At 39.2% G+C, this 17,046-nt stretch carries 18 protein-coding genes, 1 rRNA gene and 1 riboswitch; of the genes, 7 read left to right on the plus strand and 12 right to left on the minus strand.

Annotated elements, in window-relative coordinates; genetic code table 11:
• Window positions 1-11: 11 nt before the first annotated feature.
• From sufU to sufC, 4 genes are read right to left on the minus strand one after another with little or no spacing between them, the layout of a single operon-like run.
• A complete protein-coding gene (gene sufU / locus EDD58_RS03240; RefSeq protein ID WP_131923384.1) occupies window positions 12-440 on the minus strand; it encodes a Fe-S cluster assembly sulfur transfer protein SufU in 429 nt (142 codons plus the stop codon).
• Window positions 427-1,647 carry a cysteine desulfurase gene (locus EDD58_RS03245; RefSeq protein ID WP_131923385.1) on the minus strand — a complete coding sequence of 407 codons (1,221 nt, stop codon included), beginning with the start codon at window positions 1,645-1,647 and terminating at the stop codon, window positions 427-429. Before EDD58_RS03245 ends, sufU begins: the two co-directional genes overlap by 14 nt.
• Window positions 1,644-2,951: a Fe-S cluster assembly protein SufD gene (sufD, locus tag EDD58_RS03250; RefSeq protein ID WP_131923386.1), complete on the minus strand. Its 1,308-nt coding sequence runs from the start codon at window positions 2,949-2,951 to the stop codon at window positions 1,644-1,646. Before sufD ends, EDD58_RS03245 begins: the two co-directional genes overlap by 4 nt.
• 17 nt (window positions 2,952-2,968) lie before the next feature.
• A complete protein-coding gene (sufC, locus tag EDD58_RS03255; RefSeq protein ID WP_131923387.1) occupies window positions 2,969-3,757 on the minus strand; it encodes a Fe-S cluster assembly ATPase SufC in 789 nt (262 codons plus the stop codon).
• A 321-nt stretch (window positions 3,758-4,078) separates the two neighbouring features.
• Here sufC and EDD58_RS03260 point away from each other — a divergent pair, with 321 nt between their 5' ends.
• Window positions 4,079-4,267, plus strand: coding sequence for a hypothetical protein (locus tag EDD58_RS03260; protein WP_131923388.1), 189 nt, complete (start codon window positions 4,079-4,081; stop codon window positions 4,265-4,267).
• A gap of 325 nt (window positions 4,268-4,592) precedes the next feature.
• On the plus strand, window positions 4,593-5,549 hold the full coding sequence (locus EDD58_RS03265) for an L-lactate dehydrogenase (RefSeq protein ID WP_131923389.1): 957 nt from the start codon (window positions 4,593-4,595) through the stop codon (window positions 5,547-5,549).
• Window positions 5,550-5,649: 100 nt separating this feature from the next.
• Here EDD58_RS03265 and EDD58_RS03270 read toward each other — a convergent pair whose 3' ends face one another.
• Entirely contained in the window at window positions 5,650-6,480 is an 831-nt protein-coding gene (locus tag EDD58_RS03270) for a CPBP family intramembrane glutamic endopeptidase (protein ID WP_131923390.1), read from the minus strand.
• A 445-nt stretch (window positions 6,481-6,925) separates the two neighbouring features.
• Between EDD58_RS03270 and EDD58_RS03275 the strand changes: the two genes are divergently transcribed.
• Complete coding sequence (locus EDD58_RS03275) at window positions 6,926-7,477, plus strand: hypothetical protein (RefSeq protein ID WP_131923391.1); 552 nt, start codon at window positions 6,926-6,928, stop codon at window positions 7,475-7,477.
• 322 nt (window positions 7,478-7,799) lie between these two features.
• Here the strand turns inward: EDD58_RS03275 and EDD58_RS03280 are convergent, their stop codons facing one another.
• From EDD58_RS03280 to EDD58_RS03295, 4 genes are all read right to left on the minus strand, one after another.
• Window positions 7,800-8,273 carry a CBS domain-containing protein gene (locus EDD58_RS03280; RefSeq protein ID WP_131923392.1) on the minus strand — a complete coding sequence of 158 codons (474 nt, stop codon included), beginning with the start codon at window positions 8,271-8,273 and terminating at the stop codon, window positions 7,800-7,802.
• Window positions 8,274-8,388: 115 nt separating this feature from the next.
• Window positions 8,389-8,526, minus strand: a riboswitch (cyclic di-AMP (ydaO/yuaA leader).
• A 133-nt stretch (window positions 8,527-8,659) separates the two neighbouring features.
• Window positions 8,660-10,453, minus strand: a complete 1,794-nt coding sequence (locus tag EDD58_RS03285) for a M3 family oligoendopeptidase (protein WP_131923393.1) — start codon at window positions 10,451-10,453, stop codon at window positions 8,660-8,662.
• Window positions 10,454-10,862: 409 nt separating this feature from the next.
• Window positions 10,863-11,222 (minus strand): carboxymuconolactone decarboxylase family protein, encoded by a 360-nt coding sequence (locus EDD58_RS03290; protein ID WP_131923394.1) that lies wholly within the window; start codon window positions 11,220-11,222, stop codon window positions 10,863-10,865.
• Between the two features lie 111 nt (window positions 11,223-11,333).
• Window positions 11,334-12,320 carry an NAD(P)H-quinone oxidoreductase gene (locus EDD58_RS03295; protein WP_131923395.1) on the minus strand — a complete coding sequence of 329 codons (987 nt, stop codon included), beginning with the start codon at window positions 12,318-12,320 and terminating at the stop codon, window positions 11,334-11,336.
• Between the two features lie 170 nt (window positions 12,321-12,490).
• Between EDD58_RS03295 and EDD58_RS03300 the strand changes: the two genes are divergently transcribed.
• Entirely contained in the window at window positions 12,491-12,775 is a 285-nt protein-coding gene (locus EDD58_RS03300; RefSeq protein ID WP_131923396.1) for a hypothetical protein, read from the plus strand.
• An 87-nt stretch (window positions 12,776-12,862) separates the two neighbouring features.
• On the opposite strand, the gene EDD58_RS03305 is transcribed toward EDD58_RS03300, so the two are convergent.
• Window positions 12,863-13,447 (minus strand): DUF1802 family protein, encoded by a 585-nt coding sequence (locus EDD58_RS03305; protein WP_131923397.1) that lies wholly within the window; start codon window positions 13,445-13,447, stop codon window positions 12,863-12,865.
• An 18-nt stretch (window positions 13,448-13,465) separates the two neighbouring features.
• Window positions 13,466-14,161, minus strand: a complete 696-nt coding sequence (locus EDD58_RS03310) for a hypothetical protein (protein WP_165875771.1) — start codon at window positions 14,159-14,161, stop codon at window positions 13,466-13,468.
• Window positions 14,162-14,377: 216 nt separating this feature from the next.
• Between EDD58_RS03310 and EDD58_RS03315 the strand changes: the two genes are divergently transcribed.
• Genes EDD58_RS03315 through EDD58_RS03325 form a run of 3 tightly spaced genes read left to right on the plus strand, consistent with a single transcriptional unit; the run spans window position 14,378 to window position 16,513 of the window.
• A complete protein-coding gene (locus EDD58_RS03315; protein WP_131923399.1) occupies window positions 14,378-15,226 on the plus strand; it encodes a DMT family transporter in 849 nt (282 codons plus the stop codon).
• 46 nt (window positions 15,227-15,272) lie between these two features.
• Window positions 15,273-15,701, plus strand: coding sequence for a TlpA disulfide reductase family protein (locus EDD58_RS03320; protein WP_131923400.1), 429 nt, complete (start codon window positions 15,273-15,275; stop codon window positions 15,699-15,701).
• Between the two features lie 29 nt (window positions 15,702-15,730).
• Entirely contained in the window at window positions 15,731-16,513 is a 783-nt protein-coding gene (locus tag EDD58_RS03325) for an undecaprenyl-diphosphate phosphatase (RefSeq protein WP_131923401.1), read from the plus strand.
• A gap of 129 nt (window positions 16,514-16,642) precedes the next feature.
• Here EDD58_RS03325 and EDD58_RS03330 read toward each other — a convergent pair.
• Window positions 16,643-17,046, minus strand: a 16S ribosomal RNA gene (locus EDD58_RS03330); the annotation flags it as partial.

The raw sequence follows: 17,046 nt of genomic DNA on the forward strand, positions 1-17,046 counted from the left end.
ATCATTTAAAATTACTGATGGGAGTGTACTCCCTTTTCTAATGCTTTCCATGCCAGAGTTGCACATTTGATCCGTGCTGGAAATTTACTAACTCCGGTTAAAGCTTCTATATCTTCAAGAGGAAATTTATCTAGATCCACTTCTTCCCCTTGGACCATCTTCGAAAAGAGATCTACAAGCTCTAAGGCTTGATCTACATTTAAGCCTTTTACTGCCTCAGTCATCATCGATGCAGAGGCGAGGCTAATCGAACAACCTTCTCCCGTAAACCTAGCTGCTTCGATCTTGCCATTTTCCACTTGTAATTGTAGAGAAATCGTATCACCACAAGTAGGATTATTGAGCTCAATGGTGATTGCACCATCTTCAAGCTGTCCTCGATTCCGTGGACGTTGATAATGGTCCATAATCACACGCCGATATAAATCATCTAAAGACATGTCCAAAATACTCCTTTGTCTTGAGTAAACCTTTGACGAGTTGATCAATATCCGATTCATCATTATACAGATAAAAACTAGCTCTTGCTGTTGCTGAAACATTTAACCACCGCATCAAAGGTTGACAACAATGATGTCCAGCTCGAACGGCGATTCCCTCCGCATCAAGTACAGTAGCTACATCGTGAGGATGTACACTATCTAGATTAAAGGTGACTAATCCTGTTCGATTTTGCTTAGATCCATAAATCGCAATTCCCTCGATCTCGCTCAACCGCTCATATGCATATGTTGCTAAATGACGATCATGTTTTTCAATTGTATCCATCCCAATCGAAGTCAAATAATCAATCGCCGCGCCTAAGCCGATGGCACCTGCAATGATCGGAGTTCCTCCCTCAAACTTCCATGGGAGCTCCTTCCACGTTGAATCATACAAGTCAACGAAGTCGATCATTTCACCACCAAACTCGATCGGATCCATCTGTTCCAACCACTTTTCTTTCCCGTATAAGACACCAATGCCGGTAGGTCCACACATTTTATGACCCGAGAAAGCAAGGAAGTCGACATCTAGTTCCTGAACATCTACTTTCATATGTGGAACACTCTGTGCACCATCAACAACGATGATCCCACCTTGTTGATGAACTAGGGACGCAATCTCTTTAATCGGATGAACGGTTCCCAATACATTCGACATATGTTGGATGGCGACGATTTTAGTATGCGGAGTAATTGTTTCTTTTACTTTTTGTATATCTAACACGCCATCTTCTTCAAGTGGGAAATATTTCAGGGTTGCTCCTGTCGCCTTTGCTACTTGTTGCCATGGAATCAAATTACTATGATGTTCTGAGGGAGTGAGGATGATCTCATCCCCCTCAGAAAGACGGGGATGAGCATAACTTTGAGCGATCAGATTAATTGCAGTCGTGGTTCCACGAGTGAAAATGATCTCTTTGGTTGATTGTGCATGAATAAAATCTTTAACCTTTTCTCTAGCACCTTCGTATGCATCTGTTGCTTTGGTTCCTAACGTATGAACACCACGATGAACGTTGGAATTATAACCTTTATAGTAGGCTTCAATCGCCTCAATCACTGGATACGGTTTTTGCGACGTAGCAGCACTATCTAAATAAACAAGCGGATGTCCATGAACTTCTTGATGAAGAATGGGGAAGTCTTTTTTCAACGCGTTCATGATTGAAATTTCCTTTCAATCACTTGGTGAATCCGTTTCTGTAAAGATTCGGAAGGAATTTCAGAAATAACAGCATCTAGGAAGCCATAGATAATTAACTTTTCTGCTTCTGCTTGACTAATTCCCCGAGACATCAAGTAATACATTTGTAAAGGATCAATCCGTCCGACACTTGCTGCGTGTCCAGCGGTTACATCATTTTCATCAATGAGCAGAATCGGGTTCGCATCACCACGTGCTTGTTTATTTAACATCAGCACTTTACCAGATTGTTGCCCATCTGATTTCGTTGCACCTCTTTCGATTTTGGTAATACTGTTCAATATACAAGAGGCAGCATCTTTCATCACCGAACGAGCATTAATATCACTGGCTGTATGAGTACCCCAATGTTGAATCGACGAGGTTACATTAGAACGCATTTCGTCAGCACCCATCACCACAGTTTTTACATGGACTGTACTACCTGATCCATCCAAGTGAGTAGTATTGTCAGAGATGATTCGCCCCTCACTTAAGTCAGCAATAATCCATTCCAAGTGACCATCACGCTCTACATAGGAACGACGATACGTTACATCGACCACTGATTTTGGCAAGTGATTGACTGTAGCCACCCGAACCTGTGCGTTGGCACCAACAAATACTTCAACCACACTATTGTTTAGTGTAGAAGTGTCATGGGGCTCTCCTACAAAGTTAGCCACAAAGTCTAAACGACTATGATCTTCAGCAACGATGAGGATATGAGGTAAGATCGCAGCTTGTTCTCCAGCTAACCAGAATAAGCCTTGGATCGGTACTTTCAATTCTATGTTGCGTGGGATATATAGAAAAGCTCCACCCGATTGTAATGCAGCATGTAGAGCAGCTAGTTGGTGTTCGTCTTTCTTAAATCCTTGGTTCAAATACTTTTTAACCAGATCTTCATGATCACGAGCAGCTGTTGCTAGATCTGTAAAAATAACACCTTGTTTGGACAGCTCTTCGGAAATATGTTGGAAAATAACATTCGAGTTTTTTTGTACTAATACTTGAGCTGTTGCTTCATCAAAGATAAACTCACGAATTGTGTTAGGTAATCCTTCTAAACTTTGAATACTTGTTTCTTGGTTCAGAGCCTTAAAGTTGGTAAAGTTCCATCGTTCAATATTTGTTTTTTCTAACTTGGGTAAAGGTAAGTTGGTGGCACCTTTTAAAGCTTCCAAGCGGTTTTGTAGAAGCCATTTAGGTTCTTGGTTCAATTGAGAGAGTTGTGTGACTTCATCAATGGTAAATGGGATCTTCGTTACATCTACACTCATCTTCAATGACACCACCCTTATGCCTTTTGACCAACAGTTTCATCTTCAATACCCAACTCTTCTTTTACCCAATCATAACCTTCTGCTTCTAACCGCTCTGCCAACTCAGGGCCACCTGACTTAACAATCCGTCCTTGCATAAATACGTGAACATGATCTGGCTTAATATAATTGAGTAGACGTTGGTAGTGAGTAATAATTAAGACTCCAAACTCAGGGCTTAACATCGAATTAACTCCACTTGCTACAACCTTCAAAGCATCAATATCCAAACCAGAGTCAATCTCGTCAAGAATAGCGATACGTGGCTGAATCATCATCATTTGCAAGATTTCATTTCGTTTCTTCTCTCCACCAGAGAATCCTTCGTTCAAATAACGAGTTGCAAATTTTTCATCCATCTCTAGCGTAGCCATCTTTTTATCCATCTCACGAATAAACTTCATCAAAGAAATTTCATTACCTTCACCACGTTTAGCATTGATCGCACTCCGCATAAAGTCAGAGTTGGTCACTCCGCTAATCTCACTTGGATATTGCATGGCAAGAAACAGTCCTGCACGTGCTCTTTCATCCACTTCCATCTCAAGCAAATCTTCTTCATCGATTGTGACTTGACCACCTGTTACTTCATAACGAGGATGTCCCATCAAAGCTGAGGCGAGTGTACTTTTTCCTGTTCCATTCGGTCCCATGATTGCATGGACTTCGCCGCCTTTGACTTCAAGGTTAACCCCTTTCAAAATTTCCTTTTCATCGATTGAGACATGTAAGTCTTTTATTGTTAACTTTGGCGCTGTTGGCATACCTTTCATTCCTCCATCAAAGTTTTACGTCTTATTCATAAACCGATGATTCCTTAGACATCAACGGAGACTAGCAGATGTCAACCCTAAGAACAAAGGGCCCTACAAGTAAAACCAAAAACCACATGATAGACCCTTTTTAAAGTGATTATCATATGATTCTCATTTCATTCTACTCTACATGTATTCCTATATCAAGAGAAGAATGTACAGTTGCTTGTATTATTTCCTACACCTATTGACAAAACACCAATTTCATGCCTAATTAACATTAAAGTCCTAATGATTAAAACGATGATCCTCATAAAGGAGATCTTCCATATGAATCCGATTCGCTGTATCGAGTGTTATAAACACCGACCTGGAGGGAGATGCCAATTTTGTCCCCTTCATAAAAAGAACCGCCCTAATTATCGCTCGATCGGTGACGGTTGGTTTGTAAAAGTTGATGAATCTAATCTGTCCTCCAACAAGAACGGGAAATCTAATGAAATAGAAAGTAACGATTAGATCACACTTCCTTCTTTGACCTTCCTTCTCCATAGCTAATCGCTTCGCATCATCAAAAGTGATTAGCTATTTTATGTATCATCATCTCAAAATAAAGCCAATTGTGAAGTATTTAAGAAGGAGTTTAAACAATTTAAAGAAACCGCCCTGCGAATGTGAATAGTTTCACATATCGGTAAAACAACCCTAACCGGTTCTGTTATATAATGAAACGAAGAAAATAGACCGTTTTTAACTAAGAACATGCTAAAAGATACGTAAAGTAGTTTTGTTTTTATGAGTATTCGTGTTCGTAGTTGAACAAGGAGTGAAGGGATGATTCGATATGTTAACGTTCAGGAGTAGGGGGAGTAAAATTGTCGTTGTCGGGACAGGTTTGATCGGTACTAGCTATGCTTTTACGATGATGAATCAGGGACTTTGTGAAGAGTTGGTGCTAGTTGATCAAAATCATGAAAAAGCAGAAGGTTATGCCATGGATCTCAATTTCGGACTCCCATTTGCCCATCCCATCAAAATCTGGGCTGGTGACTATACGGATTGCCAAGATGCTGACATTGTTGTCATAACCACTTGCGCTGACCCGTTACTAGATGAAACACAAGATGATTCATTGGAACAAAGTGCCCAGATGATTCGTGATATTGTAGATCACGTCATGGCCAGCGGCTTTGATGGTATCTTTCTAATCGCTACCCATCCTACCGATATTCTTTCCTATGTCAGTTGGAAATACTCGGGCTTACCCTCTAATCGGATTATAGGCTTGGGCACGATTCTGGATACCGCTCGATTAAAATATCTTCTGGGACAAGTATACCAAGTCAATCCAATCGATGTACATGCCTATATTATGGGAGAACAAGGGGAGACTGAATTTCCTGTGTGGAGTCATGCTGATATAGGGAGAAGATCCATCGCTGATCATCTAAAAACAGATAAAGGCCCATCTCAGAGAGAACTGGACCAAATATTCGAAAATGTGCGAGATACTGCACTTCATATCACAGAGAGAAAAGGAATTCCTTTTTACTCAGAAGCTATGGGATTAGTTCGTCTCACCCGTGCCATTCTTCACGATGAACACTCCGTCCTTACTGTCTCCTGCTTATTATCAGGTGAGTATGATCTTCGTAATCTCTATATCAGTGTACCCGCAGTTGTAAATCGAACGGGGGTTCAAGAAATTATTGAATTAAATCTTCCTTTAAGAGAAAAGGAAAAACTTCGTTACTCTGCAAACATTCTTAAAAGATCTATGAGTAAGATTCTCATTCGTTAAAAAGTAGTTTCCAACTCTTCTGTTCCGTTAACAGAAGGGTTATTTCATTATTTTACAGTAGCTCAAGTAAAAATCATTCATCTGCAAATATCATAAGTTATTATAAATCCGCTGTATTCGTTTCTTTTTTCTGCATTAAATAAAACTTTCTTCTGTACCATAATATAGCTCCGATTAAAATCGCTGTAACCAGTAAACTACCTTCTGCACCAAAATTACTCCCTGAAATTATAGCAGAACCATGAGGTTCCATCTGAATCAATGAAGTATTTTCCAATCCAGACACACGAAAACCAAAAATGGGACCTTGAAAGAAATTCCATGTAAAATGAAGCCCAATGGGTCCCCAAATTCCTCCAGATACATCTCGATAGACCGCAAACAAAATCCCAGCCAAAAAAAGATTGATAATGGGAAATGCAGCTTCCCAAATTCCTGGATTAAGTGAATGCATTAAAGCAAATAAGAGCGAAGAGACAATCCAAGCTATCATTGTGGAAAATCGATAGCGCAACAACCCCTGTATATAACCTCGTGAAACAACCTCTTCACCAATTGCCACCATGACAAAAAGAGCTAGGAAAGAACTAGATGCCTTCCAAAACACTAAAGATCCATCAAACCCTTCTATTTTAGCTCCACCTAAAAGGAGGATAAATCCAAAAGCAAGACTCATAAGCAGAATCCCCAGTCCTGCTCCCTTAAAAAAATGGAGAATTGGCTGACTCTGTTGTAATCCCAAAGACCAACCTCGTTTTGTTTCAAATAGAGTGTACATCGTGAGGACTGCAATAACAAAAGCAATATTTTGCCAAATCCCCGATAACAATAGCTCATCCATAAAAAAGCTAACAGGTAATGCAAAAATGATGGTAAATAAAAGGATTAGAAAAAGAATCTTCCCCATCACTTCGCCTATTTTTAGTAGCATGAAATTCCTCCATCATATTGTTGGTTTTAACAAATCCTTCCTCTATTTTAATATATGAAATGTGATGGAGGACATACTTTTTTATGAATACTATCTGTGGATCTCTGATACACTAGAAAGGTGAACTCTTCACCCAAAAAACATCCAACTATTAATTATAATACAAGAACATATGTTCGAGAATGTATAAAAACGCTGTACTTTTTAAGTTCACAAAATATCCTTATTTTTTCTTCCTATTTTACTGACTTAATAAAGTTTGTCCCCTTGCCCTTCTGCCAATTTTATTGCAAAATATGGGTATATGATTTATTTGTATTTGATTTTGAATTTAGGAAAAATTTAAAATCAAATTGTACTTATCCATTGTTCCTCTCTTTATTTTATTTATTATAACCAATGTTTTTGTCCGACCTAGAAGCCGCTCTTGTAGGAGGCGTATAAAATGAAAAACTACTCATTTCCTAAGTCCGGGAGAGCCCAGATTCCCCCCCAGATTCATCATTCTCCCATCGAAATACATGATCTAGTTTGTTTAGATGATTTTTCTGTACCAACTGTACCCTTGTATTCTTCGCTATTTGCACATCATTCGGGAGTAGCAGATCGAACGACCAAAATTCGTGTTTCCTTAGAAAAAAAGGATCAAGAGCGATACCTAGCAAGTTTTATGAAAAAGCGTCTATTAACCATTTGGAAAAGCAAACGAGCACTCGTCAAAGCAGCACCAAACCTTCCAGAGCTCATTGAACAGCTCATCTATCGAAACGTCTACACGGAATTACAATCGTGTATGATTACCTCCTATGAAGAAGATTTCGATGCACCACTAATTCCATTTACATTGTTCAGTTGGATTCAATATTCAAAGATGATCGCTCAAACACTAAATAAGCATTGGGATATGGTTTATTGGGATGAGATCATGGATTACTTTCAACACTTTTCTCAGTTTCAATCGCTTGAAGAACTCTTGAATGGAGAAATGAGCAAGTAATCAACCATCATCATGTTTGCGAAGCTTCGTTCTCATACATTTCCTTTTTTCATCTTCGCGCTTCGCCACGCCCTCATCTATTATCTAATTATCTATTCCCCTTCCATGTTTGATTTTAGAATCAAATTTCTTCAAAAATCATTTTAAACGATAATAGATCAACACAAAATTATAACGATAACATATATGTATTCTTTTCTGTTCTTTTAGTAGAAAAGCTTCTTGCTTTATATTAATATTCTTGACCAACCCATCTACCAAATGGGTTGGTCTTTATAATATTACTCTACAACATTAACCCTTATGGGTAATCACAAACTCTTTATGAGCGATTTGCAACGGTTTCCATATACTCTTCTTTAAAATACTCAATCACTTTTTCCATCATCACTTTACGTGTTAAAATTCCTACAAATTGACCTTTGATATCGATAATCGGAATATAAGAACGGTTAACTAGCACTTCAAAAGCGAATGAAAATATTGAATTGGCTAGAATCCCGGAATGGTTTAAATCCATAGCTTCATACACTTTATGTTTACTTAAGCTAGAAAAGTCGATATCATTACCTGTCCCCAAACGAAGCATAAAGTCAAGAATTTCCGTTTTACCGATTAATCCCTCTACTTGACCCAATTGATTAATCACTGGAACCGAGTTGGTCCCCTTCCGAGTTAATACCAATAACGCTCGTTCCAATGACCAATCTGGATCGATGACTACCACCTGTTCTTTCGGGATAATCAGAGGGGTAATTTCTCTTGAGAATAAGTAACCAGCTTGTTGACTTGGCATGCGCAAAAACTCCTTAATCCCCCTTATCCAAAGGGGTTCATTATATTTTTGTGCATAAAAAAACCACCAGAGTGGTTAATAACTCTGCTGGCTGTTTGCCACGAAAAATAACCCCCACTCTTCTCTCGAAACGCTTACGAGGTTAGCTGACGGATTCGGGTCTTTACTGAGAGATAACCCTACCTGCTCATGTTCACAGGATTCACCCCAAAAATGGTTCCCCCGCTCCAGATGGACTCAGCGAATTTGGAATGGCGCTCAAAGGTAATATTTACTTCCTCCATCATGTTACCCCTGTCAACATGGGTTGTCAATAACCTATAAGGTATTATTTTTTCAAGGTTCTACCTAATTACCTGGGGGTTCACCAAAAATCTACTTTCAATTCATGACTCTGTCAAAGCAAGAAACTCTTCAACATCTGCAAGAACTAATTGAACTGCATGATCCCAAAAGTGTCTCTGAGTAAGGTCTACTCCTAAATGTTTCATAGCAAGATCTTCAACTGTCATACTTCCTGTATCTCTAAGTAGTTGAACATACTTCTCCGCAAACGAATCACCTTCAGATAAAGCTTGAGCATAGATCCCCATACTAAATAAAAACCCAAATGTATATGGAAAATTGTAAAAAGGAACATAAGTATTGAAGAAATGAAGTTTGGAAGCCCAAAAGTGAGGATGATAATCATCAAGGATGCCAGCAAATCCTTCCTTCTGTGCATCAATCATCAATGAGCATAGGTCATCAGCACTGACTGGTCCTTGCTTTCTAGCTTCATGGAAACGAGTTTCAAATAAGAAGCGTGTATGAATATCCATGAAGAAAGCAACAGCTCGTTGGAGTTTCTCTTCAAGAAGAGTGATTTTTGTTTCTTTCGATTGAGATTGTTTAATCGCTGCATCTGTTACTAGTAACTCAGCAAAGGTAGAAGCTGTTTCAGCTACATTCATCGCATATTTCTGTGCCATCAACGGCAAATCTGTCATCACATATTGATGATAAGCATGACCTAATTCATGAGCAAGTGTAGAAACATTATTACTTGTCCCTGCAAACGTCATAAAGATTCTCGTTTGTTTTTTCAATGGAAAACTGGTACAAAAACCTCCTGGTCGTTTTCCTGGGCGGTCTTCTGCCTCAATCCAGCGTTGTTCAAATGCTTTTCTTGAAAAATGAGCCATATCTGGATGGAATGTTTTAAATTGCTCGAAGATAAATTGAGCAGCTTCTTCATAAGTAAACGATGTTTGATCACCTGGAAGAGGAGCATAAACATCTGAAAAACTTAATCGTTTAACTCCTAAAAGCCCAGCTTTTCTCTCCAAATAAGGGATTAATTGATGTTTAGCATCTTCAATCGCTGACCACATGACCTCTAAAGTTTCTTTCTTCATCCGATTATCATCTAAAGGCTCTTTTAAAAAGGAATCCCAACCACGATGTTTGTATAATTGAAGACGATAACCTGCAAGGTGATTTAATACCGTAGAGAGAATGGGTGCTTCCTGTTGCCAAGCAGCTTCCCATGCTTTAAAAACCTTTTGACGAACGGAGCGATCTGGGTGATCCATTTTATTAGCCGCTTGACCTGCTGAAAGGTGAACCACCTCCCCATTTTCTTCTATAGGAATTTGAATTTGACCAACAATCTTATTGTACATTTGGCCCCAAGCGTGATAACCATCTACAGACAAATCACTGACCAACGCTTCTTGTTCAGCTGATAATTTCTTCCTAGCCAATGTTCGAATCTCGGACAGCTGATAAGAGATGGGCTGAAGCCTTTCATCATCAATTAAACGATTCCACGCTTGGTCTGTAAGCTTAGTAATTTTACTTTCTAACGAAGTTTGAACTGATTGTAAACAAGCTAATAACTGTGTACTTTTCCCTCTTAATAACTGTGCTTGCTCATCTCGAGCATTTTGTGCATTTAAACAACTGATAAATGCACTAGCCTCTGAAATCCTCCCGCTTATTTCCTGAAATCCATTAATACAATGAATCCACTCAGAAGCATCAATATCATCCGTTGTGATATCTAATTCCAAAATTTTCTCCTTCAGAGCTGGAAAATCTCTTTTAATTGCTTTCAAATGTTGGTCTAAAGAGCTCGAGGTACTACCTCCAGGAAAAATAACATCTAGATCCCAAACTTGCGAGTATGTTTGCGACAATGATAATCACCCTAACAAAAAATTTTCTAATTATAAAATATCTCTAAAATCATTGTACTCGGTCTTTCATTCACCATTCAAGAGAACATTTCATTTATTATCAAACCAACTAGATTAGTTTGGCGAATAAAGGAAATAAATAGTTATTCATTTACTAGTGCTCGTGTAATAAAAATATCTCTTCCTTTCTTATATACCTTATATCCATTTTTTCAAATCATAAGATTAAAGACAAACCACCCATGGAGTCAAACATTTTTTATTTAAAAATATTTATATAATTTTTCAATAAAATATACGATCTACTATTATTATTTTCATCATATGTATTTAATCGGCATATATAATACTGTAAATAAAATAAACAAGTTCAAAAAACCACCTAATTTTCCATAGGTGGTCTTCATTCTTAGTGGATATTTCTATTTTGAAACTGGTTACATGCATCTTGTACAAGTGTAACAGTTTGTGACATGGCCATTCCACCTGCAAATGCACTACTAACGGTGGCTGCTTCTAATATTTCCTGTTCGCTAGCCCCTTGATCAACAGCACCCTTGGTATGATAAATGATACAATATTCATCATTACTATAAACACCTAACGACAAAGCAATTAGATGTTTCATCTTGGTAGATAACTCCCCTTCAGCAAAACAAGTTTCCGTAAATTGATTATACTTACCAATTACATCAGGAAGTTGTTTAACTAACTTCCCAACACCTTCTTTATATTCTTGTAAAGATTGCTGAATCATTGAACCTTCCATTTTGTACGATGCCTCCTTAACCTTCAAATTCATCCTTGCTATCTTACCCAGTTGTTTTTTGAACCATTCATCAGGATGGAGGGTTATACAAAAGGTGCAGTTCCCTTTAATCTAAGTCATACGGAGGATGAGCTTCCCAATATTCTTATTTTGCTCCATATATTGATGAGCTTCTTTGACATGCTCCCAAGAAAAAATACGATCAATCACTGGCTTCAGCTCTCCTGTTTGAAAAAGAGGTAAGGCATAAGAAGAAAATTGATGAGTTAGTTCTGCTTTATAGGCATGATCTCGAGTTCGTAAAGTAGTTCCTGTAATTTGCAGTCGTTTGGATATTATTTTGGCGAGATTAAACGTTGGGACTTTGGCTCCTCCCAGAGTACTAATTAACACTAGCCGCCCATCTACTTGTAAGACATCTATATTTTGTTCCCAATGGGCAGCTCCTACAAAATCAAGAATGAGATCGACACCTTTTCCCTCAGTCACTTGTAATACTCTTTTGGAAAATGGTTCTTTTTTATAGTTAAAAGCGTGACTTGCCCCCAACTTTAGACATGCTCGACACTTTGTTTCTGAACCCGTAGTGACGATCGCTTTAGAACCATTCTGTTTAACCAGCTGAATGGCAGCAGTTCCTACTCCACTAGCTCCTGCATGAATGAGTACCTTTTCTTTGCGTTGTAAACGCCCTACCCAGAACAAAGCTTGAAATGCAGTGAGATAAACTTCTGGAATGGCAGCTGCTTGCTCAAAAGAAAGAGAATCAGGAATAGGCATCGCTAAGGTTCCTGGGATCGTTACATACTCAGCATAGCCACCTCCTGGCAACAATCCAAATACACGATCCCCCACCTTCCAATCACTTCGACACTTCTCCCCAACTTCTTCAATGATTCCAGCCATTTCCAAACCAAGAATGGGGCTCGCTCCCAAAGGAGGCGGATATTTTCCTTTTCTCTGTAAGATATCTGCTCGGTTACATGCCGTTGCTTTTACTTTGACCAAAATTTCATCTTTTTGAGGTTTTGGTGTCGGAACTTCTCCAAACAAAAGCTGTTCGACTCCTCCAGGTTGTTTGATCAGAACCGCTTTCAATAATGATCCCTCCCTATTAAAAAAATATTTTTTTACTAATAAAAGTTATGAAATTCGCCTTTTTTCACACCTCTACAAAAACGGTCCAATTGAAACAGTACAGAAACTGCAAAGAGTTTGTTATAATATCAAATAATCATAATTTAAAAATCCGAATAGAAGGTGCTCAAATGGACCAACAAAAAAGACAATTGATTGCAATTATTCTTATCATGCTAAAGGATGTTTATGCTAAAACCACTCAGTTAGAAAGCATGTTTGATTCAAGTAGCATTCATATCATCCACCGTTATTTTGACCCCTTTCAAAGTATGTTAAATGCTCTAGAAATCCCTGAAGAAAATCAAGATATTTTATTTAAGTTAATGAAAGTCTATGTTGAAGAACAAATGACTCTCGATGAAATCCTTTTAGAAATTGAAAATCAAGTATTAACAGTAAAAAATGAGGACTAAGTAAACTCATACATAAACACTGTTTAAAGGGAAAAGAGGATCTTGCGTGAAAGCTAAGATCCTCTTTTTTTGAAGAGTTAGGTCTAATTAAGGTGTAACCTTGGCTAAAAGTTCTTTAACTTTATTTACTTGGGTCATAAATTCTTCGTCTGTCAGAACTGGCTCTGCGGATAAAGATTGTAAGTTCTCGGGAAACATATGCCAAGATTTACAACTATTATATTCCGGGCGAATTTCCACTTCTACAGGTTGATCCAACCGATACACTCGCACTAATAGAAGATGGAGAGGAAGGGTCTTTTTCCACTTGAGTCTCTCTGTCGCAAAATTGTCTGTCCAAATATGAGTAGGTGCTAAACGACGTAGAGCATTCTCATCCATCACTTCAATGTCCTCATATAATTTTGCATAGTACTTAATCGTGGTTGTTTGGTCATCTTTGGACCAGTTTTTAAGAGTTTTTGCAACTTCACCTTGAAATTCAGGTTTTAATAATTCTTCCTTTTGATGTTCATAAGCTGGATATAAGAAAAATTCATCGCTTTGCAACTCAAAATGTCGTGTTTCTTCACGAATTCCTCCCTTACGCATCAAAAGAATCTGTTTCCCTAAACCTAATGCTTCAATTGCTACTGCCCAATCTTTTAGAGCGATCTGTGTAGAAGTTTTCATGACTCATTCCCCTTTCCACTAGCTTTGATTATCATTATATTGGACTGCACTGACATAAGCATGATAAGCTTCTTCTGCGGTACCAACCTGCCTGATTCGCTCTGCTTCATCCCACTTCTCAGAGTCTATATTAACTGTATAAGGCACCATTTCTTTAAACTGATCAATCGCTAGTTCCCATTCTCCTTCAAGGGCCAGAAAAAGCGACCATTGATGAATAGCATAACAAAGTCCCGGTCCGATCAAGCTGACCGCATCTTTTCTAGGTAATTCAACAAACTGCTGTTTTTCCCGCTCCACAATTTCTTGAATCCTTTGCATCCCGACTTCTTTTTCACCAGATAGATACAAATAATAGGTAAGATAAACTTCTAGATGAACCCGACTCATCATATAGCTCATCGATTCAGGAAACTCTTCTAAAGCTCGCTTCATCGATTCAGCAGCAAGGGAAAAGTTTTCCCGCTCTGCGTCAATCTCTGCCATTTCAACTAAGCTACGTACAAACGCAAACTGGTGGTTGGGATTCTCTTTGGGGCCCTCTTGAGCAATGGATGAAAATAAATGATAGGCTACATCCACAAATCCGGCTCTTAAGCATGTGACACCTACTAGCATACGGTTATTAGGATGCGTAAAATCCATAAACGTCTCTTTAGGTAGACGATGCCCTACTAATTGTTCTGACTCTTGTTTTAATGTCTCCATATGCATGGACTCTCTTCCTCCATGTTAGATTCCTTGCTTCAATTGTAGCATGCCCATTTACTACATACGGTGTCAACTTTCCGAATGAGTCCGTTTGCTTTAAATAATATTTGTCCAATTACTACATACACATGGAATATACAGAGACAACCTCAAGATGGATGAAAAAAAGAACACAAGTTATAATAAATGGACTTCATTATGTAGAGAGGATCATTCATCATGTGGTTTATCTTCGCATTACTTAGCTCTGTTTCATTCGGCTTAGCTGGCTTTATGATGAAAGTCAGCTCTGCGAAACGCGGTTCCACGGATCACTTGCTGTGGGGTCTTTATCTTTCAGGAACGCTTTGTTTTTTATGGTGGATATTTCAAACCAATGTCGTTACTTTTTCGTTACCGATCTGGATCGCTGGCATCGTGATTGGTTTTGGTTCTGCAATCGGGAACCTATTGTTTATGAAGGCACTAGACTACGGCCCTGCCAGCTTAACCTCACCATTGGTAAACAGTAACATTGTTCTCACCATCGGGTTATCCATTCTTTTATATGGGGAACGCTTGAGCATATCTGAAACATTGGGAGTTGCTCTACTAGTTGGTGCAGTTGTATTGTTGCCCATTGATCCCAATGAAGATTTACGTATTCGTAATATCCGATGGTATGTATTAGTATTAACAGCTACGCTACTCTTCTTTTTACGAAATGGTGGACTTAAAATCACAGAAGAGATGAAGCTACCAAATGCCACGATTTTATTTATCAGTTATCTGTTTGGACTCGTCTGGTTTACATTTGCCATCCTACGCAAAAAAGAAGCACGAACTAGATCACAAGTAAAAACTGGACTTGGATGGGGACTCGCTTCTGGGATCTTTAGCTTTGGAGGAATGCAAATTTATGCCATTGCCTTGGAAGAAGGACCAGCAAGTATCGTTGCACCAATCTTTGCTACCAACAGCCTGATTGTAGCTCTTCTATCGATCCTGATCTATCGTGAAAGACTTTCTTTCGTTCAAACCATCTCACTCATTCTCCTATTTATAGGATTAGTTTCGATCCGTCTTTAATCGAAGACGATCATAACATTTCATCATCAAAGGAGAAGATCTTACTATGCTTCCAACAGCTCCAAGGTTTGAATTACAAGACCTCCATGGGAAAAATTATTCCTTGAAGTCTATGCTCGGAAAAATAATCTGGTTGGAATTTTGGGTTACTTGGTGTCCAGCTTGTCAACAAACCTTACCTCGGAAAAATCTCTTATATCGTTCTTACAATCATCCTTCTCTATGCTTTCTTACGATTAACGTTACAGGTCGAGAAGCAGAACCTGAGCGTGTCCAAACGTTTGCTCAACAGATGGGATATCAGTTTCCGATCCTCAAAGATCAAGGGTGTGAAACATACGATGCCTATGGAATTACTTCTGTTCCAGCTAGTGTATTAATTAATCAACAAGGCGAAATTCATGGGATCTATGATGAGACTACTCCGATCACAGATATCATTCAACAAGTGGGGAAACTCCTCTCGTCTGTTTGAATTTTATACGCAGACAGGGTGAATCAGTATTGGATTGGTTAGAAGCTGCTATTTTAGGAATTATTCAAGGCTTGACTGAGTTTTTACCGATCAGTAGTACAGGCCATTTATACCTAGGACGTCATCTTTTTGGACTAGACGAAGCGGGGCTTTTTCTAGATACGATGCTTCACTTTGGTACTCTACTTGCAGTCTTAACTGTTTACTGGCGTGAAATCATCTCCATCATTCGCAATCCTTGGAGTCGCCTCAGCCGTTTAATCATCGTTGGAACCATCCCCACCGTCATCATCGGTCTTTGCTTCAAGGATTTTTTTGAAGCAGTCTCGCAAACAGGAGTCACGATCGGGTGGGAGTTTCTTATAACTGGAATTGTATTATGGTTTGCTGATGCACGAAAAGATCGTGGGTTTAAACAGTTAGAGCAGATTCAGTACAAAGATGCCATTTGGATCGGAATCTTTCAAGGGGCTGCGATCATGCCAGCCCTTTCCCGATCAGGACTTACCATTGCTACTGCCCTTTTTCGTAATATTGATAAAGCGACTGCTGCCTATTTTTCATTTCTTCTCTCCATCCCTTCTATTACAGGTGCCTTTCTGTTACAAGGAAAGAAATTGTTTGAAGGTGGATCAGAAATGTTGCCACTCAGTAGCTTGCTAATCGGAACAGCACTTTCCGCAGTATTTGGCTATATGGCTGTCAAATGGATGATCTCCATCTTACAGAAAGGCTCGTTAAAGGGATTTGCCGTCTATGTTTGGCTATTAGGGGGAGTTATTTTAGGCGCTCAATGGTTAGGGATTTTTTGAAATAAAAAAACCTCTAGTCCTTTTAAAGACTAGAGGTTTTTACGTATTCCCTGAAAACTAAAGAGTGAGTAAAAGCATGACCTGAGAGAGAAAATTCGTTTCGTCATGTATCATAAAGATACTCCGTAGAAAGGAGGTGATCCATCCCCACCTTCCGGTAGGGATACCTTGTTACGACTTCACCCCAATCATCTGCCCCACCTTCGGCGGCTCGTTCCTTGCGGTTACGTCACCGACTTCGGGTGTTGCAAACTCTCGTGGTGTGACGGGCGGTGTGTACAAGGCCCGGGAACGTATTCACCGCGGCATGCTGATCCGCGATTACTAGCGATTCCGGCTTCACGCAGGCGAGTTGCAGCCTGCGATCCGAACTGAGACTGGTTTTATGGGATTAGCGTCCCCTCGCGGGATAGCGACCCATTGTACCAGCCATTGTAGCACGTGTGTAGCCCAGGACATAAGGGGCATGATGATTTGACGTCATCCCCACCTTCCTCCGGCTTTCACCGGCTGTCTCTCTAGAGTGCCCAACT

Origin of the sequence: Hazenella coriacea (assembly GCF_004341825.1) — a bacterium.
GTDB lineage: Bacteria > Bacillota > Bacilli > Thermoactinomycetales > Thermoactinomycetaceae > Hazenella > Hazenella coriacea.